At 66.3% G+C, this 20,806-nt stretch carries 16 protein-coding genes; 4 read left to right on the top strand and 12 right to left on the bottom strand.

Annotation, left to right across the window (positions count from 1 at the left end):
- Nucleotides 1-178 precede the first annotated feature (178 nt).
- Nucleotides 179-1,366 carry an outer membrane beta-barrel protein gene (locus VKQ35_RS10890; RefSeq protein ID WP_324361441.1) on the top strand — a complete coding sequence of 396 codons (1,188 nt, stop codon included), beginning with the start codon at nucleotides 179-181 and terminating at the stop codon, nucleotides 1,364-1,366.
- 249 nt (nucleotides 1,367-1,615) lie between these two features.
- Nucleotides 1,616-3,553, top strand: a complete 1,938-nt coding sequence (locus VKQ35_RS10885; protein WP_324361440.1) for a nucleoside-diphosphate sugar epimerase/dehydratase — start codon at nucleotides 1,616-1,618, stop codon at nucleotides 3,551-3,553.
- An 80-nt stretch (nucleotides 3,554-3,633) separates the two neighbouring features.
- On the opposite strand, the gene VKQ35_RS10880 is transcribed toward VKQ35_RS10885, so the two are convergent.
- Nucleotides 3,634-5,490 (bottom strand): phosphoenolpyruvate carboxykinase (GTP), encoded by a 1,857-nt coding sequence (locus VKQ35_RS10880; RefSeq protein ID WP_324361437.1) that lies wholly within the window; start codon nucleotides 5,488-5,490, stop codon nucleotides 3,634-3,636.
- Nucleotides 5,491-5,667: 177 nt separating this feature from the next.
- On the bottom strand, nucleotides 5,668-7,800 hold the full coding sequence (locus VKQ35_RS10875; protein WP_324361435.1) for a S9 family peptidase: 2,133 nt from the start codon (nucleotides 7,798-7,800) through the stop codon (nucleotides 5,668-5,670).
- 111 nt (nucleotides 7,801-7,911) lie between these two features.
- Between VKQ35_RS10875 and VKQ35_RS10870 the strand changes: the two genes are divergently transcribed.
- Entirely contained in the window at nucleotides 7,912-8,922 is a 1,011-nt protein-coding gene (locus tag VKQ35_RS10870; protein ID WP_324361433.1) for an NAD-dependent epimerase, read from the top strand.
- A gap of 3 nt (nucleotides 8,923-8,925) precedes the next feature.
- On the opposite strand, the gene VKQ35_RS10865 is transcribed toward VKQ35_RS10870, so the two are convergent.
- Together VKQ35_RS10865 and VKQ35_RS10860 are read right to left on the bottom strand one after the other, a co-directional pair.
- Nucleotides 8,926-9,726 carry a DUF2334 domain-containing protein gene (locus tag VKQ35_RS10865; RefSeq protein WP_324361431.1) on the bottom strand — a complete coding sequence of 267 codons (801 nt, stop codon included), beginning with the start codon at nucleotides 9,724-9,726 and terminating at the stop codon, nucleotides 8,926-8,928.
- Nucleotides 9,727-9,736: 10 nt separating this feature from the next.
- A complete protein-coding gene (locus tag VKQ35_RS10860; protein ID WP_324361429.1) occupies nucleotides 9,737-11,026 on the bottom strand; it encodes a nucleotide sugar dehydrogenase in 1,290 nt (429 codons plus the stop codon).
- A 216-nt stretch (nucleotides 11,027-11,242) separates the two neighbouring features.
- On the opposite strand from VKQ35_RS10860, the gene VKQ35_RS10855 reads away from it, so the two are divergent.
- On the top strand, nucleotides 11,243-12,481 hold the full coding sequence (locus VKQ35_RS10855) for a polysaccharide pyruvyl transferase family protein (RefSeq protein WP_324361427.1): 1,239 nt from the start codon (nucleotides 11,243-11,245) through the stop codon (nucleotides 12,479-12,481).
- A gap of 24 nt (nucleotides 12,482-12,505) precedes the next feature.
- On the opposite strand, the gene epsI is transcribed toward VKQ35_RS10855, so the two are convergent.
- The 8 genes from epsI to VKQ35_RS10815 all read right to left on the bottom strand — a co-directional run.
- Nucleotides 12,506-13,198: an exosortase-associated protein EpsI, V-type gene (gene epsI, locus VKQ35_RS10850; RefSeq protein ID WP_331681806.1), complete on the bottom strand. Its 693-nt coding sequence runs from the start codon at nucleotides 13,196-13,198 to the stop codon at nucleotides 12,506-12,508.
- On the bottom strand, nucleotides 13,195-14,025 hold the full coding sequence (xrtV, locus tag VKQ35_RS10845) for an exosortase V (RefSeq protein ID WP_324361423.1): 831 nt from the start codon (nucleotides 14,023-14,025) through the stop codon (nucleotides 13,195-13,197). The genes epsI and xrtV overlap by 4 nt, the downstream gene beginning before the upstream one ends.
- Before the next feature lie 47 nt (nucleotides 14,026-14,072).
- Nucleotides 14,073-14,774: a CpsD/CapB family tyrosine-protein kinase gene (locus VKQ35_RS10840; RefSeq protein WP_324361420.1), complete on the bottom strand. Its 702-nt coding sequence runs from the start codon at nucleotides 14,772-14,774 to the stop codon at nucleotides 14,073-14,075.
- Between the two features lie 18 nt (nucleotides 14,775-14,792).
- Complete coding sequence (locus VKQ35_RS10835; protein WP_324361418.1) at nucleotides 14,793-16,154, bottom strand: Wzz/FepE/Etk N-terminal domain-containing protein; 1,362 nt, start codon at nucleotides 16,152-16,154, stop codon at nucleotides 14,793-14,795.
- Between the two features lie 21 nt (nucleotides 16,155-16,175).
- Nucleotides 16,176-17,069, bottom strand: a complete 894-nt coding sequence (locus VKQ35_RS10830; RefSeq protein WP_324361416.1) for an SLBB domain-containing protein — start codon at nucleotides 17,067-17,069, stop codon at nucleotides 16,176-16,178.
- Between the two features lie 3 nt (nucleotides 17,070-17,072).
- Entirely contained in the window at nucleotides 17,073-18,344 is a 1,272-nt protein-coding gene (locus VKQ35_RS10825; protein WP_324361414.1) for an outer membrane beta-barrel protein, read from the bottom strand.
- 97 nt (nucleotides 18,345-18,441) lie between these two features.
- Nucleotides 18,442-19,731 (bottom strand): Coenzyme F420 hydrogenase/dehydrogenase, beta subunit C-terminal domain, encoded by a 1,290-nt coding sequence (locus VKQ35_RS10820; protein WP_324361412.1) that lies wholly within the window; start codon nucleotides 19,729-19,731, stop codon nucleotides 18,442-18,444.
- Nucleotides 19,732-19,941: 210 nt separating this feature from the next.
- Nucleotides 19,942-20,806 (bottom strand): calcium-binding protein (locus VKQ35_RS10815; RefSeq protein ID WP_324361410.1); only part of this gene is annotated, 865 nt, incomplete at its 5' end.

The following is a 20,806-nucleotide window of genomic DNA, read 5'->3' as shown; positions in this document are numbered from 1 at the left end:
ATGGCGCCCAAACACATGGCGTCCCGCCTCTGCGGCGCCCAAACTTTGGTCAGCGCGGCCAAGCACGGCCGTGGCGGGCCGGCCAAGATTGATCTGCCAAGCCCCAGCACGACGATGACAGAGCACGGTCGGCTCGGGTGCGCCCTGGACAACGCGGCCGGCAAAAAGGGGATAGACCATGAACGCTACGAAATTCGCATGCCTGACGGGCGCAACGGCGCTGGCTCTCGCCGCCGCAGGCGCCGCGCGGGCAGATGACACGCCGCCGGCCGCCGCGCCGGCCGCGCCCGCTGGACCGACGGCGCTGTCGTCGCCCTCCATGTCCTCTTCGCTGGCGGCGCCCAGCGACCCGCTGAATATCGACCTCGGCCCGGCCGGCAAGATCTACGTCAGCGGTCAGGCCACGCTCTTCGCCGCCGCCGAGACCGCCGCCCCGACCAGCAGCCAGAAGAAGAAGGGCGACGTCTCCAACCTGCAGATCGAGGTGCAGAAGACCGATGGCGTCTTCCAGTTCTACGTGCAGGCGGGCGAGTACAACCTCCCCTCGCTCGGCACGCCGATGCTCACCACCACCCGGCTGACGGAAGACACCTTCCGCTATGTGCCGACCGCCTACATCAAGATCGTGCCCAACGCGGCGTTCAACGTCGAGGTCGGCATCCTGCCGACGCTGATCGGCGCGGAATACACCTTCAGCTTCCAGAACCTGAACATCGAGCGCGGCCTGTTGTGGAACCAGGAGCCGGCGATCAGCCGCGGCGTCCAGGCCAACTACACGCAAGGCCCGCTGGCGGTCTCCGTCTCGATCAACGACGGCTACTACTCGGACCACTATTCGACCGTCTCAGGCCTGGCGACCTACACGCTTTCGCCCAAGGACACGCTGGCCGTCGCGGCTTCCGGCAATTTCGACAAGACCTCGCGCTCGTCCTTCGTGACGCCGGTCGCCCAGAACAATGGGACCATCTGGAACGTCATCTACACCCACACCGAGGGGAACTGGGTGCTCAACCCCTACATCCAGTACTCGACCACGCCGAAGGACAACGCGTTCGGTCTGCCGAGCTCGGCCTCGACCTTCGGGGCTGCGGTGCTGGCCAAGTACCAGTTCAACCCGCTGTTCAATCTGGCCGGCCGGGTCGAGTACATCTCGTCCTCGGGCTCGCAGGTCGCGCTGCTCTACGGGACCAAGAGCGACGCCTGGTCGTTCACGCTCACCCCGACCCTGCAGGTCAAGCAGTACTTCGTCCGCGGCGAGTTCTCCTACACCAAGATCGGCTCAGGCACGCCCGGCTCCGAATTCGGCAAGTTCGCCAACAAGTCGGACCAATCCCGCGCCATGATCGAGACCGGCGTCCTGTTCTAGATCAGCCCTCTCAGGCTCCAACGGACGCTTCCTGGGAAGCCGCCGCTCTTTACGGGGCGGCGGCTTTTCAATTGCTTCATTGTTCAGTGGTTTCTAAGGTCCGGCGGCTTCGCGGATGCGCACCGAATGTGCGCGGCGCGCAACAGCGCGCACGGGGAACGTCGGATTCCGTCGGTTTAGGTGGACGGTCGACCTCCCAAGTCTATGTTGACGATTCGAAGGGTTCACGGAGCGCGGCGGATGGAGAGGATGGCTTTTCGAGCCCAGACCATCTTCGCCGATGTCGCCCTGGCGGCGCTCGCCTTCGGCCTCGCCTATCTGGTCGCGATCTCCGCCGGCTCCGGCGCGGGCCCGGACATGGCCGACGCCACCTCGCTCACCGTCGTCCAGCTGGTGGTGCTCTATGCGGCGCTGGCCGGTGGTTTCAGCATGCTGTTCCGCCGCGAGCTCTCGCCGTGGCGCTACGCCTCCATTCCCGACGCCCTGGTGCTGGCGCGCATCGCGCTGCTCACCGTCGGCGTCTTCCTGCTCTGGGTCTTTGTCATCGACCGGGCCCACGGCCTGCCGCGCTCGACCCTGTTCCTCGCGCCGATGTTCCAGATGGTCGGCTCCATGGGGGTGCGCATCCTGCGCCGCGCCCTGCACGAGCACGCGCTGGAAAGCTTCTCGCCGCTGAAGACGGTCAGCGACCGGATCAGCCAGTCGCCCTCCCTGCTGCTGATCGGCCCGCCGGCGCTGGCCGACAGCTATCTGCGCGACATCGCCCGCAGCCATGACCGCAGCCACACGCCGGTCGGCATCATCGGCCCCGATCCGCGCGACGTCGGCCAGCAGGTGCGCGGCGTCTGCGTCATCGAGAGCCTGGAAAACCTCGATGCGGCGCTGGCCGACCTGCGCCGCTGGAACCGCTATCCGCGCTCCATCCTGTTCCTGGAGGAACCCGGCCGCCTGAAGGGCCTCACCGCCGACCAGCTCGGCCGGCTGAAGACCGACGGCATCCGCCTCCTGCGCCTGCCCTCCATCGTCGAGCTCGCCCAGCACGACGGCGTCACCCTTCTGCCGATGCGGGACATCAATATCGAAGAGCTCCTGGCGCGCGAGCCGATCGAGCTCGACCGGGTGGCGATCGGCAACCTGATCCGCGGCCGCCGGGTGCTGGTCACCGGCGCTGGCGGCTCGATCGGCGCCGAGCTCTGCCGCCAGGTCGCCGCCTTCCACTGCGCCCACCTGACTTTGCTAGACTTTTCAGAGACTTCGCTCTTCGAAATCGACCGCGAAATGGCTGAGACCTTCCCGCGAATGTCCCGCCAGGCAGTGCTCTGCGACGTCCGCAACGCCTCGCGTGTCGCTCAGGCCTTCAACGCGGAAAAGCCCGACCTGGTCTTTCACGCCGCCGCCCTGAAGCATGTGTCCATGGTCGAGCAGCACCCCTGCGAGGGCGTGCTCACCAACGTCATCGGCACCTGGAACGTAGCCGAGGCCTCCAAAGCCTCTGGCGCCGGCCAGATGGTGCTGATCTCGACCGACAAGGCCGTCGACCCCACCAATGTCATGGGCGCCACCAAGCGCCTGGCCGAAAGCGTCATCCAGGCCCAGCAGAACGGCGGCCAGGGCGCGCGCTTCTCCGCCGTGCGCTTCGGCAACGTGCTGGGCTCCGGCGGCTCGGTGGTGCCGATCTTCAAGTCGCAGATCGAGCGCGGCGGCCCGGTCACCGTGACCCACCCGGACATGGAACGCTTCTTCATGACCATTCCGGAGGCGAGCCAGTTGGTCCTGCACGCCACCGCCACCTGCGCCGAGGGCGAGGGCCGCGACGCGCGCCTGTTCCTGCTGGAGATGGGCGAGCCGGTGCGGATCATGGATCTCGCCCGCCAGATGATCGCGCTCTCCGGCCGCACGCCCGGCAAGGAGATCGAGATCGAGATCACCGGCCTTCGTCCCGGCGAGAAGCTCACCGAAGCCCTGCTCGACGAGACCGAGCGCTCTCTCCCCTGCGCGCACAAGGTGCTGGAGGTGGTCTCCAACTCGCCGCTGCGCGTCTCCTCGGCCCACCTCGCGGAGCTGGAAGTCCTGGCCGACCGGGGCGACGTGGACGGCGTGCGCCGCGCCCTCTTCGAGCTGGTGGCGCAGATTCGCGGCGAACGCCCGGGCGCTGCGCCAACCCTGCGGGTCGTCGCCAACGGCTGACACCGGGGCGGTTTCAACGCTCAACGAAAAAGGGCCGCGGTCAGCCGCGGCCCTCTTCGTATCCGGATCGAATTGGCCGCCTACTCCGCGGCCACCATCGCCGAGTCCGCGCCGGCGTCTTCCAGCCGGGCCTTCAAGGCCTCCAGCTCGGCCCAAAGCGCGGCCGGCAGGTGATCGCCGAACCGTTCGTAGAAGGCGGGCACCAGGGCCGCCTCCTGCTTCCAGATTTCGGCGTCGACGGTCAACAGGAGGTCGAGCTGCGCCTGGCTGAGGCCCAGGCCGTTCACGTCCAGGCTGCCGGGCGCCGGCAGGCGGCCGATCGCGGTGTCCACCGCCTCGGCGCGACCTTCCAGCCGGTCGACGATCCACTTCAGCACGCGCGCGTTCTCGCCATAGCCCGGCCAGACGAACTTGCCGCGCTCGTCCTTGCGGAACCAGTTGACGAAATAGATGCGCGGCAGCTTGGCCGGGTCCTTGGCCGTGGCGCCCCGCTCCAGCCAGTGGCCGAAATAGTCGCCCATGTTGTAGCCGCAGAAGGGCAGCATCGCGAACGGGTCGCGGCGAAGTTCGCCGATCGAGTTCTCGGCCGCCGCCGTGCCTTCCGAGGACACGTTGGAGGCCATGAACACGCCGTGCGCCCAGTCGCGGGCCTCGTTGACCAGCGGCACGGCGCTGGCGCGGCGCCCGCCGAACAGGATGGCGGAGATCGGCACGCCGGCCGGGTCTTCCCACTCCGGCGCGATCACCGGGGTCTGCGAGGCCGGCACCGTGAAGCGGGCGTTCGGATGGGCCGCGGGCTCCAGGCTGTCGGGCGTCCAGTCCTTGCCGCGCCAGTCGATCAGGTGCGCCGGCGCTTCGTCGGTCAGCCCTTCCCACCAGACATCGCCGTCATCGGTGAGCGCCACGTTGGTGAAGATGCTGTTGGCGTAGAGGGCCGCAATCGCGTTCTTGTTGGTGGACTCGCCGGTGCCCGGCGCCACGCCGAAGAAGCCGGCCTCCGGGTTCACCGCATAGAGCCGACCGTCGTCGCCAAAGCGCATCCAGCAGATGTCGTCGCCGATGGTCTCGGCCTTCCAACCGGCCAGCGTCGGCTGCAGCATGGCCATGTTGGTCTTGCCGCAGGCGCTCGGGAAGGCCGCCGAGACGTAGTGAACTTCGCCCTGCGGCGAGGTCAGCTTCAGGATCAGCATGTGCTCGGCGAACCAGCCCTCGTCGCGAGCCATCACCGAGGCGATGCGCAGCGCGAAGCACTTCTTGCCCAACAGCGCATTGCCGCCATAGCCGGAGCCGTAGGACCAGATCTCCCGGGTCTCGGGGAAGTGGACGATGTACTTGATCTCGTTGCAGGGCCAGGCGACGTCGGCCTGCCCCGCCGCCAGCGGCGCGCCCACCGAGTGTACGGCCGGCACAAAAAAGCCGTCCTCGCCGAGCTGGTCGAGGGCGGCCTGGCCCATCCGCGTCATGATCTTCATGGATACGGCGACGTAGGCCGAATCGGTGATCTCCACGCCGATCGCGCTGATCTTCGAGCCCAGCGGCCCCATGCAGAACGGCACGACGTACATCGTGCGCCCCTTCATGCAGCCCTTGAACAGGTCCTTCAGGTCCGAGCGCATCTCGGCGGGGTCGAGCCAGTTGTTGGTCGGGCCGGCGTCCTCGGGATTTTCCGAACAGATGAAGGTGCGGCTCTCGACGCGCGCCACATCACGCGGGTCGGAGGCGGCGTAGAAGGAATTGGGCCGTTTGGCGGGATTGAGCTGTTTCAGCGTCCCGGCCGCGACCAGTTCCCCGGTCAGCTCGGTCCATTCGGCTTGCGATCCGTCGCACCAGCGCACCCGGTCCGGCTCGGTCAGCGCGGCGATTTCGCGAACCCACTGTAGCAGCTTCGCGTGTTTCGTCGGCGCGGGCTCAAGTCCCGGGACGATGCGTTGGCTCATACTGACGCTCCTCGGCCCCACACACCGCGCGGAATCACTGCCCGTCGCGGTCATTTTCGAACAGTCTCTTAAAGGCTGATCGCCCGCCTGCATACAGCGCGCCAGCGATTCCTGACCGTCTCAACCCCATAGCGCAAAGTTACGGCCCTTGGTCGCATCCAGACGCAGCCAAGGCGATCACTTCGCCGTGGTCATCGCCGCCGGCGACGGCGATGGCGGCCCGTCCTTCAGGTAGTGCGCCAGCCAGGTGTCGACCTCGGCGTAGAAGTGGCGGCTGTCCTCGGGCTTCAGGATCCAGTGCCAGGCGTCGGGCCACACCAGCAGCCGGCTCGGCACTTTCATCCGCTGCAGCGTCGACCAGTTTTCCAGGGTGTTGTTGATCGGCACCCGGAAATCCCGCTCGCCGATGGAGAGCAGCATCGGGGTCTTCCAGTTCTTAGCGTAAGTGATCGGGCTTTGGTCTTTCCAGACCGGATTGCCCTCCCAGGGCGGCCCGCCGTTGGTGACCTCGCGGCCGTAGATGCCATCCGACGTGCCCCATTGGGTCAGGAGATCCACTTCGCCCGCGTGGCTGACCAGGCACCTGTAGCGGGTGGTCGTGGCCTCCAGCCAGTTGACCAGGTGGCCGCCGTAGCTGGCGCCGAGCGCGCACATCTTGGTCCCGTCGATGTAGGCATAGCGCTTCAGCGCCTCGTTCACCGCCTGGTCGATTTCCAGGCCCGGCCCCTTGAGAGGATCAAGCTTGATCGCCTGGGCGAACTTCTCGCCATAGCCGGTCGAGCCCGTGTAGTCGCTCATCAGCATCACGTAGCCGGGCTGGACCAGCAGGTGGTAGTTCCAACGCAGGCTGATCTGGTCGGCGTTCATGCTGGCCGCGCCGCCGTGGATGAACACCAGCAGCGGATACTTCTTCGACGGATCGAACCCCGGCGGCAGGAAGATCATGTTGTGGATCTTGCGCCCGCCGGCGCTCACGAAATCGAAGTGGATCGGCGCCGCCCAGTCGAGGTTCGCCGCCTCGGCCGTATCCACATTGGTCAGGTTCTCATGCTTCTTCGCCGCCGGGTCGATGCGGACGATCTCCTGCGGACTCACCGAGCTCGAGAAGGTGGCGATCAGCAGCGGCTTGGCGGCCTTCTGCGGGATCGTAAGCGCGCCATAGCCGCCGGTCGCGGGCTCCATCACCAGCGCCGGTTTCCCGCCCGCGGTCGGCACGCTGTAGAGGTTGGTTTTCCCTGACTCCGGAACCAGGATGTAGGCGGTCTTGCCGTCTGGGGTGATCTGGAACCGCTCCGGCTCCCGGTCGAAATCCTTGGCGACCTGGGTGATCTCGCCGCCTGCGGGCCAGGCCACCTTCGAGAAGCGCGCCAGGTTGTAGACCTCGCCTTCGACGCGCGGATTGTAGTTGAAGTAGAGCGTCTTGCCGTCAGCGCTGAAGGTGGGTTCGCGGAAGCCGCCTTTTTCGGACGTGACGGGCGTCGCCTCGCCGCCGTCGGCCGGCAGGCGCCAGAGCTGGTAGTTCACCTCGCTGAAGGCGGCGTTCCAGTGTTCCACCGTGGCGGAGAACAAGACCTCCTTGCCGTCCGGACTCCACACCGGCGACAGCGAGATGCTGGTCTCGCCCTCGGGGCCGGAGAAGCCCGGCGTGTGCGCCAGCTTGGTCGGCGACAGGATGTCCTTCGGCTTGGCGCCCGGCTCCAGACCCACGACCTCGACGGTCGGCAGACGCTCGTCGAGCCACTCGTTCCAATAGCGGATCGGGAAGTGCTCATAGGTGCGGACGTTGTATTTGCGCGCCTTCTTGTCGGCCGCGGCCTTCTTGTTGGCCTCGTCGGTAAGGGCGCCCGGCCAGACCATGGTCTCGAACAGGATCGCCTGGCCGTCCGGCCGCCATTTGGGATTGGCCGCCGCGGTCGACAGGCTGGTGATCCGTCGCGCCTCGCCGCCGCCCGCGATGTCCAGCACATAGACCTGATCCACCTCGTCGCCCTCGCGCTTGGTGGTGAAGGCGATCTTCGTCGAATCCGGCGACCAGGAGACGCCGCCCTCGCCGGCCTTGGTGTTGGTCAACCGCTTGGGCGTCCCGCCGGCGGTGGGGACGAGCCACAGATCGCTCACCGACTTGTCCGGTTCATAGGACGGCTCGACCACCGAATAGATCACCCACTTGCCGTCAGGGCTGACCACCGGCGCGCCGACCCGTTTCATCATCCAGATCGCTTCGTGGGTGACCGGAGCCTTGGCCACAGCCACGGCCGGCGCGGCGCCGCAGAGCAAGGCAGCGGCCAGCGCGAGGTAGGAAATCTTCATGACACCCCCGTATCTGAACGTCAGAAAGCCTAGCGGTAGCCGTGCGCTGCGTCGTCGAGATTTCAGCGCCGACCACGCGAGCAGGGCGAAAATGAGAGGGTTCGAGGCGCCATGAAGGTCCTGGTCACCGGCTCGGCCGGGTTCATCGGCTTCCACCTGTCACGCCGCCTCCTGGCGCGCGGCGATGAGGTCGTCGGTCTCGACATCATGAACGCCTACTACGACCCGGCTCTGAAGGCGGCGCGCCGCGCGATCCTGGAGAAGGACGAGATCTATCGGCACGCGCAAATCGATCTCGCCGACCGCGACGGGCTTTCGGCCCTCTTCGCCGAGTTCCAGCCCGACGCGGTGGTCAACCTCGCCGCCCAGGCCGGCGTCCGCTACAGCCTGGAAAGCCCGCGCACCTACGTCGACTCCAATGTCGTGGGTTTCCTGAACATCCTGGAAGGCTGCCGCGCAACGCAGCCGAAGCATCTGGTCTACGCCTCGACCAGCTCGGTCTATGGCGCGAACGGCAACATGCCCTTCAACGTCCACAATCCGGCGACCCATCCGATCACCCTCTACGCGGCGACCAAGCTCGCCAACGAGGGCATGGCGCACTCCTATTCGCACCTGTTCGGCTTCCCCTCGACGGGCTTCCGCTTCTTCACCGTCTATGGCCCGTGGGGCCGCCCCGACATGGCGCTCTTCAAGTTCACCGAGGCGATCCTCGCGGGGCGCCCGATCGACGTCTACGGCTTTGGCAAGATGCAGCGCGACTTCACCTATGTGGAGGACATCGTCAGTGGCCTGGTCGCCGCCGTCGACCGCCCGACCCAGGTGAATCCCGCCTGGGACCCGCAGAACCCCGATCCGGCCACCAGCGGCGTCGCCCCCTGGCGCGTGCTCAACCTCGGCAACAGCCAGAAGGTCGAGCTGATGCGCTATATCGAGGTGCTGGAGGAGAAACTCGGCAAGAAGGCCGAGATCAACCTGCTCCCCATGCAGCCCGGCGACGTCGCCCGCACCGAGGCCGACGTCGAGGAGACCAAGACCGCCCTGGACTATGCGCCCTCCACCTCCATCGAGTTCGGGATCGGCGCCTTCGTGGATTGGTACCTGGACTACTACCGACCCTGAGGCCTACGTGCGGCCGGCCTCCGCTCGGTGATCGTAGAGGTCGCCGAGCGTGTGAAAGGTGACATCTGGAAGCCGTTGGAGACCATCTAGCACCGCGTCCAGGTGCGCTTCGCCGTCCGGCTGGGCAAAGACCTGGTGGTGGAACAGCACGCCCAGCGCCGACATGTGCCGCCTCGAGCGACCGATCTCAGCCATGACGTCATCGGCGGAGCCGACGATGTAGTCGCCATCGTCGATGCCAACCGCCACGGAAAGCTCGAATAGCCCACAGTCGGGCCGAACCCGCTCATGCCAGGGCACGCCAGGGCGTCCAAGATTGGTCAGACCCAGCGCGCGCCCTACGGCATAGGCGGCGCGATGTTTCGGCGTCGCATAGCTTGAGGCCGACAGCACCGAGAAGCCGGTCGCGCGGATAGCCTTCAGGGTGTTGCGGTCGTAGCGGTGCCGCGGCGGCGTGAACACCCGCAGGGCCTCGCCGGCGCCCAGGCGCGCCTGTAGCAGCGCCTTACCCTGTTCGATGTCCGCCAACTGCTGCGCGTAGGTCCGTTCGGGGCCGAACTCATAGTATTCGGTCTTCCCGCGGACCTGCATCTCATGGCGCAGGCCGTGCTGGCCGAATTCGATCAGGTTCGGCGCCTTCGCACGCTCGGCCAGCATGAAGGCAGCGGCCTCCGGCGTGAACTGCTCAGGGATGATCTGGTAGCTGACCGGCAAGCCGCGGGCTGCAAACCGGCCAACGAAGCTCGTCAGCGCCGGTGTCAGCGCCCCTACGTCGTCGTCGCGCAGAAAGATCCGTGTCGTCACGGCCAATCCTTCAGAGACGCAAGTCCGCCGCGCCCAGCGGCAACATGCTCTTGACGTCGAACAGCACCGCGCCCGGCTTGCCCAGCGCGCGGATCTTCTCCGCGCCCATCTCGGCGAACTGGCTGTGCGCGACGGAGAGCACGATGGCGTCGTAGGCGCCGGCCTTTGGCGCAGCGATCACGTCGAGGCCGTATTCGTGCTTGGCTTCGGCGGCGTCGACCCAAGGGTCCCAGACATCGACGGTGGCGGCGTATTCCTTCAGCTCGCCGATAATGTCGACGACGCGGGTATTGCGCAGGTCCGGGCAGTTTTCCTTGAAGGCCAAGCCCATCACCAGGATTCGCGAACCCTTGGGCGCACCGCCGCGGCGGATCAGTTCCTTGATCAGTTCGCGCGCCACATAGCCGCCCATCAGGTCGTTGATCCGCCGGCCCGCCAGGATCACCTGAGGATGATAGCCAAGCTGCTGAGCCTTGTGGGTCAGGTAATAAGGATCGACCCCGATGCAGTGGCCGCCCACCAGGCCTGGGCGGAAGTTCAGGAAATTCCACTTCGTGCCCGCCGCCGCCAGCACCTCGCTGGTGTCGAGCCCCATGCGGCGGAAGATCAGCGCGAACTCGTTGATCAGCGCGATGTTGAGGTCGCGCTGGGTGTTCTCGATCACCTTGGCGGCTTCGGCCACGCGGATGGAACTGGCGCAGTGGGTGCCGGCCGGCACCACCTGGCCGTAGAGCGCGTCGACGAAGGCGGCGGCCTCCGGCGTCGAGCCGGCCGTCACCTTCATAATGTTCGCCAGCCGGTGGTTCGGATCGCCCGGATTGGCCCGCTCAGGGCTGTAGCCGGCGTAGAAGTCGCGGTTGTAGGTGAGGCCCGAAACCTTCTCGACCACCGGGATGCAGTCGTCCTCGGTCGCGCCGGGATAGACCGTGGATTCATAGACCACCACGCCGCCCTTGGAGATCGCCGCGCCCACCGTGCGGCTGGCCGCCAGCAGCGCGGTCAGGTCGGGGCGCTTGTGGTCGTCGATCGGCGTCGGCACCGTCACGACAAAGACGTTGCAGGCCTTCAGGTCCTCGGCGTTCGAGCTGAAGCTGAGACGCTTGGCCGCCTTCAGCTCGTCCGGCGTGACCTCCAGCGTGCGGTCCTCGCTGCGCGACAACTCGGCGACTCGTCCGGCGTTGATGTCGAACCCCAGCACATCGAAATGCTCAGCGAACGCCACGGCCAGCGGCAGGCCGACATAGCCAAGACCCAGGACCGCGATGCGGACCGGCGAGTTCGAAAACGGGTTTTGCAGCATGGGTGAGTGACTACCAGCTAGACCGGATGACGGGAAGATCGGCGGGCGGCCGAGGCGCCGAGTTTTGCAACGCCGCCAGGGTGAGTGAGAAGTCCTTCAAACTTGTTGCCGCGCCCCTGGCGGTAGCTGATGGACGGAGTCTTAGTTTATTGGTGGCACTTCTATGAAAGGTAGGGAGCTTCAAGTGAAGATGGCGGCAGGGCAGAACGAATGAAGGTGGATTCTGGCGTCGCGCCGATCACCATTTCGATCGGCCTGCTCTGGCACTCAGTGAATTCCGGAAATCTGGGGGTCGGCGCCTTGACCGTCAGCAACATAGCCCTCGCCCGCCGCGCAGCCGCCGCTGCCGGCCTTGAGCCCCGCTTCCACATCCTGGGCTTCGTCGATCCGGCCGTGCCGCACTATGTCTCGGGGCCCGACATCGACGACCTCGCCATCAACACCCGGGCTATGCTTCCGGGTGGAACCTATTGGCGGACCCTGGCGGATCTCGACTGCGTGCTCGATATCGGCGGCGGCGATAGCTTCGCCGACATCTATGGGCTGAAGCGGTTCGGTTTCCTTTGGCTCAGCAAGATAATGGCGATCGCCAGGCGGGTGCCGCTGGGCCTCAGTCCGCAGACGATCGGCCCGTTTAACCGTCAGCCGCAGACCTTCCTGGCGGCGCATGCAATGCAGCGCGCGGCGTTCGTGATGGCTCGAGACCCGCTGTCCCTGGATGTCGCACGCAGGATGGCCCCTGAGACGCCGGTGTCACAGGCAGTCGATGTCGCCTTCGCCTTGCCCTTCGAGTCGCGCCAGAAGGCCAACGCCACCGTGGTCGAGGTCGGCCTCAACGTCTCCGGACTGCTGTTCAACGGGGGCTATAGCGGGGCCAACGAGTTCGGCATGCAGGTGGACTATGCCGCCTACACGCGCCGGCTGATCGCCGCTCTGCTCGAGCGGCCGAACGTCTCGGTGAAACTCATCTGCCACGTGAACAGCGATGTGCTGCCGCAAGACGACGACGGGCGGGTCGCCGATCGCCTTGCCACGGAGTTTCCCGAGGCCGAGCGGGTCCCGAACTTCACCTCGCCGTCGGCAGCCAAGTCCTACATCTCCGGCCTCGATTTCCTGGTCGCCGGGCGAATGCACGCGTGCATCGCGGCCTATTCGAGTGGCGTGGCGGTCGTGCCGGTCGCCTACAGCCGCAAGTTCATCGGCCTGTTCGAAGGCCTGCTGGGCTATCCGCACATCGTTCCGGTGACCGGGCTGGACACCGATACCGCGCTCAAGTTCACCCTCGACAGCTTCGACGACCGCGAAAAGCTTCGCGCCGACTTGGCACACAGCCGCGGAGAGATCGACGCCTTGCTCGACAACTATTGTGCGGAACTGACGGACCTATTCCTTAAGGCGATCAAGAAAAACGTGGATGAGCGGGCCCTAGTCGACGCCGAGTTGGAGAAATCCTGATGGAACCTAGTTGGTGACGGCCTCCTAGACGCCCACTTCGCTCGCCAGCGCCGAACCCACCAGGGGCGGCCGGTTGGTCGGAGCGACAGCGAGCACAAGGCCGGCAATGAAGCCGTCGAGCACGTCGAACGCGGACGGATCCGGGCGCAGCGATGAGAACCGGAACAGCGCGCCGTCCGGAACGAAGCCCTGCATCGCCGTCTTCAGCTGCGCCTTCCTCTGATCGTTGCTGGTCGCCGGCAGGAACTCGCCGACCCGGGTCCAGTAGACGATGCGCTCATGCCGATCTTCGAGTTCGGCGAGAACGCGCCGGCCGGGGATCACCGCGTGCGGGCTTAAGGGGATGGCGGCGGTCTGAGCCGAGGCCAGATGGAAGCCAACCGCCGGATAGCAGGCCTCCGGCCTGTGCAGCTGCAAAAGGTCGCTTTGCGTGTCGCCGTAGGCGATCAGCATCATGATCTGCTCGCCCGTCTCGGCCTGCGTGTAGATGCGGCTCACGATCTCGTTGTAGAGCCGCGCCGCAAGCTTGCCCTCCGTCGCCGGCGTCACCAGCGAGTTCTCGCCTTGGCTCGACCAGACGCCGAAGGAGACCGGCACGATATCGGCCATCTTACGGTGGCCCAGCAGATTGAGCTTGTGGTGCGGCTTAAGCTGGTAAGCCAGCGCCGCGGCCGCGGCGCCAGCGCCTCCCATGATGAAATCCCGGCGCGCGATCATGCGGCGGCCTTGCGGCGGGCGTGCAGGAACCTCGACACCAGACTGTCCACGGCGAAGACCAGCAACAGGGCGATGGCGAACAGGAACAGCCCCGCGGTGACATGCAGGAAGCTTTGGGCGACGCCGTCGCCCAGGAAATAGGTGAGTAGAACCAGAATGATGATCCGGATGATGTTCGCCAGGATCGCGATCGGGATCACCAGGCTAACCAGGAAGATCGAATAGCGCCAGGACGCGTTACGGGCGAGGTAGATGTAGAACAGGCTGATGGCGATCAGGCCGATCAGCGAGTTCATCCCCGAGCAGGCGTCCTCTACCAGCAGCTGGTACTGCGCGACCATCAGGGTGACGCCCTCGCGGATGATCGGCAGGCCCGCTGCCTGGAGGATGGTCGTGGCGGCGTAGGAGACGAACTCCTTCAAGGGCGCCGTCAGGCTGTCGATAGCCCAGCCCGGCGGCGGGATCACAAAGCCGAGATAGAGGATGGGAAACCAGTTCCGCAACATCGCGCGCACGCCGACGTAGGCGTGCAGGAACGAGAGGCAGACGCCGTAGAGCCCCGCGACCTCCAGGACCATGAATTCGTAGGCGCGCCCGAACACATAGAGGGCAAGGGAAAACGCCAGGCCGAGCGCCGTCAGCCAGGACGCGCCCGGCTGGGCGTCCTTTTTCAGCTGGTCGCTCTGCCGCCAAGCGAGCCACAGGCCGGTGGCGAGCACGATCGGGCCGTGGGCGCCGATCTCCGTCGACCAGACCTGCTGGCCCAGTGTGATCAGAGTCGGGATTCCAAGGGCGGCCAGCGCCAGCACCAGCGGCCAGTGCTTCAAGGCAGGCGCAATGGATGGGCGGCTTGTGGGCGTGCTTTGAGCCGTCATCAGTCCTCGGTCAGGACTGTGCCGATGACGCGGCCGTAGTCGTTCTCAAGCTGATCGGCCAGGACCCGGATGTCGCTCACCAGGGTCTTGTCTTTCCGCGCGACGATCAGGCTGTAGCCGGCGACGGTGCTGACGCGATGCGCGTCGGAGCAGCTGTTCGCCGGCGGCGTGTCGACGATCGTCATGTCGAACTCCCGCAGGCAGAAACTCATCAGCGAAGCGAAGCGCTCTGAGGCCAGCAGCTCTTGCGGGTTCGCTGTCGCGCCCCCGGCGAAGAGGATCGACAGGTTCGGCAACACGTCCTGCTGAATATGCTCGGCAAAGCCCTCGTCACCCGCCAGGCATTGCTGCAAGCCGGTCACCGGCCGCGACGGCCGAAAGATCTTGTCCAGCGCCGGCTCGCGCATGTTGGCGTCGATCAGCAGGGTGTTCACCCCGATCTGCGACAGGGCCACGGCCAGGTTCGCGGCGACGAAGGTGCAGCCCACGGCCGGCGTCGGACCGCAGACGACGATGGATCTCCGCCCCTCGCCGACATGGCGGGCCATGATGTGCGTCCGCAGGCCACGAAAGGCCTCCGTCCGCGTATTGACCTCGTCGTCGAGCGCCACTAGCCCAGGCGCGAGCGTGAACGAGATATCATCATCGCCGGCGCGAACCGGCTCCGCCGGGTTCTTGCTGGCTGCAGCTGTGGCTGCCATTGGCCCTCCCAAGGTCCGTCAGGCCGCCGCCGTGCGGGCGCGACTTGGCTTAAGCGCTTTGCCCGCCCGCGCCGGCTTCACCTTGCGGTCCGAGCGGTGGGTCGAGATCACCGCCAGCAGCGGCGCATTGATGGCGTGGTCGAGATCTTCGCTGCCGCGCACGCGTCGGCGTAGCAGTTCCAGGAGCAACGACAAGAACAAGCCCAGCGCAGCCCCAAGTCCGACCGACCCGAAGGAGATCAGCGGCACGTTGGGGAACGACGGATCGTGCGGGGTGACGGCTTCGCTCAGCACCGTGATACCCGAGTCGGCCACCGCGGCTTCCTGACGAAGCTCGCCAGCCCGCTGCAGCGACTTTTCCATCTGCTCGCGGTGGAGATTGACCTCCGCCTGGAGTTCATTGAGGCGCTCGATTTTGTCGCGGTTGGCGATCACCCGGGTGGTCTGCTGGCGGACGGCTGCGTCCAGCGCGCCGGCGCTCGAACTCATAGCCCGCACGGCAGCGGCTGAAGCGTTCCGCGCCGCAGCCTGATCGTCGGCCACCACCTTTGCGAGCGTCGCGCGCTGGCTCTTGAGCTGGATCATCTGAGGGTGGTTCGGCCCGAGCGTCTTCGACGACTGGGCAATCTCAGCGTCCAGTTGCGCCAGTTGCAGGGCCGCCGGCGAACTCTGCGCCGCTTGCGGCGCAATCATCGGTGCGTTCAGGCCCGGCTGAGCGGCCAGCGCCCGTAGCCTCGCGGTCTCCACATCGGTCTTCTCGTCCTGCATAACGATGCCGGCTTCACGTTCGTACTGGGTCTTGGCCGCGTCAGCCTTGCCGAGCAGGTCGCGTTCCTTCACTGCCTGCTGGGTATACCAATCGGCGTTGCGCGCCGCGTCGCGGCGACGTGCGTTGAGCGTCGACTCCACATAGGCGTCGCGCAGGGCGTTGGCCATCGAGCGCGCCTCGTCCGGCGTCGCCGCGCGGAATGTGATCTCAAGAATGTTGGTGCCGAGGACCACATCAACCTTTGTGCGGTCGATGATCCGCTGCGCCATGGCGCGGCGCAGGTCGTTATCCTGCCCGCTAGCACCGTTGTACTGACGAATGGCTTCGGGATTTGCGAGCCATCCAAGCTGGTCTACCGCCTGGCCGGCCACCCCGATGTCGCGGATCAGCTCAGTCTGAGTTGTGATAAACGTCCGCATCGCTGCGTTTTGCATCATCTCGCCAGTGACAGGATCCGGCTTCAGGGTGTTGAGCATCACCCGCGTCTTTCCCTCATAGCTCGGAGGGACGATCAGCATCGCGATGACCGCGCCAACCACCGTCGCGATGGTGGTCAAGAGCGTGAGCATACGGCGCGCCCACAGAATTCTGATGAACTGGATGATGCTCATGTGGCTTTCCTGACGGACGGCTTAGAAGAGGCGCTCGCCGATGGTAAGCACGTCGCCGGGCTCCACCTTGGCGTCACCGTTCAACTTGATGACCTTGTCGCCCCGCCGGACCTTGACCTTGTTTTCCGACCCCGAGTCCGTCAAGCCGCCCCCGCGGGCGATCGCTTGGGCGATGGTCATGTCGCTGCGCAACGGATAGGTGCCCGGCGCCTTGACCTCACCCGAAATGTAAAAGATCTCCGCCTGCGGACTGAAAATCTTGTCTCCGGGTCTCACCAGCGGATCGCTCGCCGGATCGCCCGACGAGAGCTTGGAGATCAGATAGCGCTTCTCCGGACCCGTGTCCGAACGCACGACGATGTAGTCGGCCGCGTCAGGGCGTACGCCGCCGACCCGCGCCAAAATCTCCGACAGATGGAAGTCGCGGCTGAGCGGGATCAGACCCGGTTGGCTGAAAGAGCCCAGGACCGTGGCATAGCGACTGGCGTAGCCCACCACATCGACATTCACGACAGGATCGGCATAGAAGCCGCCCGCCTTGAGGGTCTTGGCGATCTCCGTACCCAGTTCGCGGGGCGTCTTTCCGGTCGCGGTAATTCGGCCGCCCAGATTCGTCTGAATGGTGCCATCGGCGTCGATCCGTGCGCGCACCTTGTCGTTCGTTCCCAGGACGTTGTATTCGATGACATCCTGCGGCCCGAGCGGATACTGCGACGATTCCGCGACCGCCGTGGGGCCCTCGGGCGGGACAGCTGCCGCCGTCGGCGGCGTGGGCGCCTCAACTGGCGCAGAACCGGGTGGCGCGGCCTGCTGCGTCTGAGCCGCGGCAAAGGATGGCGCCAGAATTGCGAGGCAGACGGCCGCCACCCGCCAGATGTCGCTCGATACCTTCATGTCACGTGCGCCTTCGATCATCCTTTAGAATCTCACCTCAGTCCCGAGGCTCACCTTGTTGTCGCTATATTCGAATAGCGCGTTGTTTGCGTCACGCGTCTCACGGCCGCCTGTCAGCAGGAACGACAACCGTTTGGTCAGGTTGTAGCGCGCAGTCGCCTCGATGAGCTTGACGTGGGCGTCTGTCAAAGTTGTGGCCGCCAGCGCCGCCGGGAAATCTCCATGCACAATGATATTGCGATCCTGGCCGTCGAGCCCCAGTTCGATGCGTGACCCGAGATTGTACTTCACTCCGACAATATACTCGGTGTGCACCTCGAAAGACCCACCGGGAATCAGGGACGGCTTCACTTCTTTGTCGAACCCGGCATGCGCCGAAAGCCGGCTAGACGCGCGGAAGGTCACATCGCCCGTGTAGGTCAATCCGGTGAAATCGCGCGCTGATGGCGTTGCCGGCCCGGCGAGCAGCACCGGCTGTTCAATCTCCGCCTTGGTGTAGGAGACTGTGGCGGTCGCCTCGATGCGGCCGCCAAGCTTCCGCTCCAGGCGCAGCCCGACCGAGCGCGCCTTGTAGCCTGAGGGGCCCACCAGCGCCAGGAGGCCGACCTGCGAATAGTCCGTCTCCACATCTGCGGCGGTCAGTGCAATCGTACCGGTCGAAGGACGTGAATAGATCAGGCTGCCCGTGAGCTGGGTCGATTGATAGTTGCCGTTGCTCTGTGTCGGGGCGTCATTGGTGGCCCAGGATCGCGAGGCGTCGAGGTTCAGGCCGAGGCCGGGCGCCCGCAGACAGGTCAGGCCGAAATCGACCTTTTTGATCTCCTGCAGATCCTGCACCGTCGTCGCGAGGGCGGTGTTCAAAAGCTCGCTCCGACCGCGGAAATAGCCGCCCGTCAGCACGCTGCCGCAAGGCCCCAGCTTGTTGCCGACGCCGGCGTTGAGATCGGCCTTCGCATGGTCGAGACGGGTGTTCTCCTGGTGCGCCACGTAGCCGACGTTCCCATCGAGGAACAGCGCCTGGCGGCCTACGGGAAGCACGAGGTTGGCGTTCAGGGTCGGCGAATAGGTGGTGTCGGCGAGGTGGAGGCCCTCCTGCGCCGCCAGCGTCGGGGATGCCCGCACGACATTGCTGTCGTACTCGGCGTTGGCGCTGAGCAGGAACTGCGCCATTCGAGCTTGCCGGGCCTGCGCCATCTGGCCCGGCGCCAACGGCCCGGACTCCGATTGCGCATGGGCGGCTGACGCCACAGCGGCCGTCCCGACAAGCGCCAGCACTGTGAGTCGTCTGTGTTTCATGCCCGCGCCTCTGCCGGTTTCCCGACGCAACCCTCTGATTATCCCTACCGCACACTAACGAAGTGATACGCTGACCTCGCCGCCTTCGCTACGCACATCAGCGACGACTGAGCTTGCCGTTAAGAGCTCGCCTGAGCGTACCCAGGAAATTCCGCAACGCCTCACGCATCGGCGCGAGGCGCGCGGCTTGAGCGACCCGCAGATTCATCATTTTCGGGGTGGGCCGACCCAATAGCCGCACTGCCGCGGTCCGGGCGCGGATCAGCCGTTTGCGGCGCGCCTGGCTCGGCTGCATCAGGTCGATCTCGGCGAGGTCGAGAGGCTCGATCACCAGCCTGCCGGCGACCAGCGCCGCATCGAGAACCTCCTGGCCGCGGGCCGTGCGCGCCACTACCAGACTGCGCCCCTCCATCTCCTCAAAGCTCGGGTAGCCGCTTTCGCCGCCATACCAGGCATCGGCGCAGGCGATATCGGCCACTCCGCCCACGGCGTCCGGGCAGATCTTGCAGCGGAATTGCACCTCGTGGGACAGGAACCCGCCCCAGCTCGCTTCATAGGTCATCTCGGCGATGCGCCCGTCGCGGGTCTCCGCGGCCGCCTTGCCGGGCCAGCCGTTGCCGCGGTAGCGGAACGCCAGGAGGTCCTCGGGCGCGACCTCCAGGGCCGCCAGGACGCGGCCGACCGCGGCGCGGCTGGGGATGCCTGCGCAAAAGAAGGCCAGCATCAACGGAACCTTCGCCGCGACCCGGGCGTCGACCTCACCCAGGCGCCGGAGCGCCGAGACATCGCAGGGCTTGCCGATGAAGATGAAGGCGCCGGGTTCGTCCAGCAGCCGGTCGATGTCGCTGAGCGGCGAAGACGAGACGTAGCGCGAGCCCGCGCCGGCCAGCACTTCGGCCGGCGTACGCGAAACCGAGACCATGTTGCCGGCGGGGTCGGCGGGATTGGCGGTCACATGGACGACCCGGTCGGCCAGCCCGGACCGCAGGGCGTGGATCGCAATCGCGGTGATCGCGCCGCCCGAGGATCCCTGGAACCGCACGGCCGGATCGGTGGCGAAGCCGGTCGCGACGGTCCTGTAGGGGCCCCAGTAGGGATGCACCTCGCCCGCCCGCGGCCAGGCCGCGACGACGGCGCCGGGACAAGCCTGGGCGATCGTCCGCTCCTCGTCCGCGGAGACCGGCCCGCTCTGCACCGGACGATTGTAGCCGGGCGCAGCCGAGCCCATCTCGATCCCCCGGGACACCGAGGCGCAAAGGCCGCACCCCGTGCACAGCTCGCCGGCCAGCACGCGCGTGACTGTGGGAGAAGCGCCGGCTGTCATCGGTGAAGCGTGGCTCGCGGGCTCGGCGGAAAGGTCGTCTGGTCGGTCGTCACGTGCGTTCACCGCTGCTTCCATGATCGGCGCCGGCAAACTGCAGGCCGTCCCCGTACTTCGCGCACCCCGGTTCGCGCAATAGCCGGCAGGTGTGAAGATACTTTTGCGAGACCCAGCGTAGGTCCCACGGGCGCGGCCAACGGTTCAGACGCGCCAACGCCCGCCCGGCGGTCGCCGGACGGGCGTCGATCTGTTGGGGCAAGGTGCGCCGAGGCGGCGCTAGCCCACCATGATCCAGTCGCTGTGCAGCGTCGAGAGCGTGACGTGCTGCAGCACCATGGTGTCGCCGCCGCCCAGGTCAATGACGGTGTTCGCCCCCACCTGGGAGACCGTATAGTGACTGTCGGTCACGTGCACCCGGTCGCCGTCGGCGTAGGAGAAGTCGGTGACGACGTCCGCGCCACCACCATGATTGAACCGGAAAACGTCTGCGCCCGCGCCGCCGGTAAGCGTATCGTTGCCCGCCCCGCCGTCGAGGGTGTCGTTGCCGGCCATGCCACTCAGCTTGTTGGCGCCGGCGTTGCCGATGATGACGTTGTTCAGCTCATTGCCGGTTCCAGCCCAGCTGTTGGTAGCGTCGGAGCTGATCGTCAGGTTCTCGAGGTTCGCCCCCAGCACATAGTCGCCCTTGGCGATGACCGTGTCAGTGCCGCCGCCGGCGTTCTCGATGATCGTCGCCGACGAGTTGGGTACGATGTAGGTGTCGTTGCCCGCACCGCCGATGAGGTGGTCAGCGCCGCCGCCCCCATTGATGGTGTCATCGCCGGCGCCGCCGGTAAGCGTCTCCGCGGCCGATCCACCGACCAGCGACACGCCATGGACGGTGGCGATGGCCGCTGCGGGCGCGGCCACAACCGCTGCCGCCGAGGCGGCGGCGGCGCCAATCTGGGCCGCCGGGGCCGCCACCTGGCCAGCGGCGGCGACAGCGCCGCCCGCGAGGTTATCGATAGGTGGTGGTGCGACGGAGGGTGATCCGAAGAGGCTGTCGACCTCGGTGATCCATCCGGCCTTGAGGGCGGTCATGGAGACGCCGGTGAGGGTGATGTGGTCGCCGGTTGCGAGGGTGACGACGGTGTCGGCGCCG

It is taken from the genome of Phenylobacterium sp., assembly GCF_035309685.1.
Classification (GTDB): Bacteria; Pseudomonadota; Alphaproteobacteria; order Caulobacterales; family Caulobacteraceae; genus Phenylobacterium.
The sequence above is the reverse complement of the archived record's forward strand: the minus strand, read 5'-3'. Positions and strand labels throughout refer to the sequence as shown.

Excerpts from the sequence above, each read along its gene's own strand:
- VKQ35_RS10835 (WP_324361418.1), bottom strand. The coding sequence starts at position 16,154 with ATGAGCATCATCCAGTTCATCAGAATTCTGTGGGCGCGCCGTATGCTC.
- VKQ35_RS10840 (WP_324361420.1), bottom strand. The coding sequence starts at position 14,774 with ATGGCAGCCACAGCTGCAGCCAGCAAGAACCCGGCGGAGCCGGTTCGC.
- VKQ35_RS10890 (WP_324361441.1), top strand. The coding sequence starts at position 179 with ATGAACGCTACGAAATTCGCATGCCTGACGGGCGCAACGGCGCTGGCT.
- VKQ35_RS10830 (WP_324361416.1), bottom strand. The coding sequence starts at position 17,069 with ATGATCGAAGGCGCACGTGACATGAAGGTATCGAGCGACATCTGGCGG.
- VKQ35_RS10870 (WP_324361433.1), top strand. The coding sequence starts at position 7,912 with ATGAAGGTCCTGGTCACCGGCTCGGCCGGGTTCATCGGCTTCCACCTG.
- VKQ35_RS10875 (WP_324361435.1), bottom strand. The coding sequence starts at position 7,800 with ATGAAGATTTCCTACCTCGCGCTGGCCGCTGCCTTGCTCTGCGGCGCC.
- VKQ35_RS10880 (WP_324361437.1), bottom strand. The coding sequence starts at position 5,490 with ATGAGCCAACGCATCGTCCCGGGACTTGAGCCCGCGCCGACGAAACAC.
- VKQ35_RS10825 (WP_324361414.1), bottom strand. The coding sequence starts at position 18,344 with ATGAAACACAGACGACTCACAGTGCTGGCGCTTGTCGGGACGGCCGCT.
- epsI (WP_331681806.1), bottom strand. The coding sequence starts at position 13,198 with ATGATCGCGCGCCGGGATTTCATCATGGGAGGCGCTGGCGCCGCGGCC.
- VKQ35_RS10885 (WP_324361440.1), top strand. The coding sequence starts at position 1,616 with ATGGCTTTTCGAGCCCAGACCATCTTCGCCGATGTCGCCCTGGCGGCG.
- VKQ35_RS10860 (WP_324361429.1), bottom strand. The coding sequence starts at position 11,026 with ATGCTGCAAAACCCGTTTTCGAACTCGCCGGTCCGCATCGCGGTCCTG.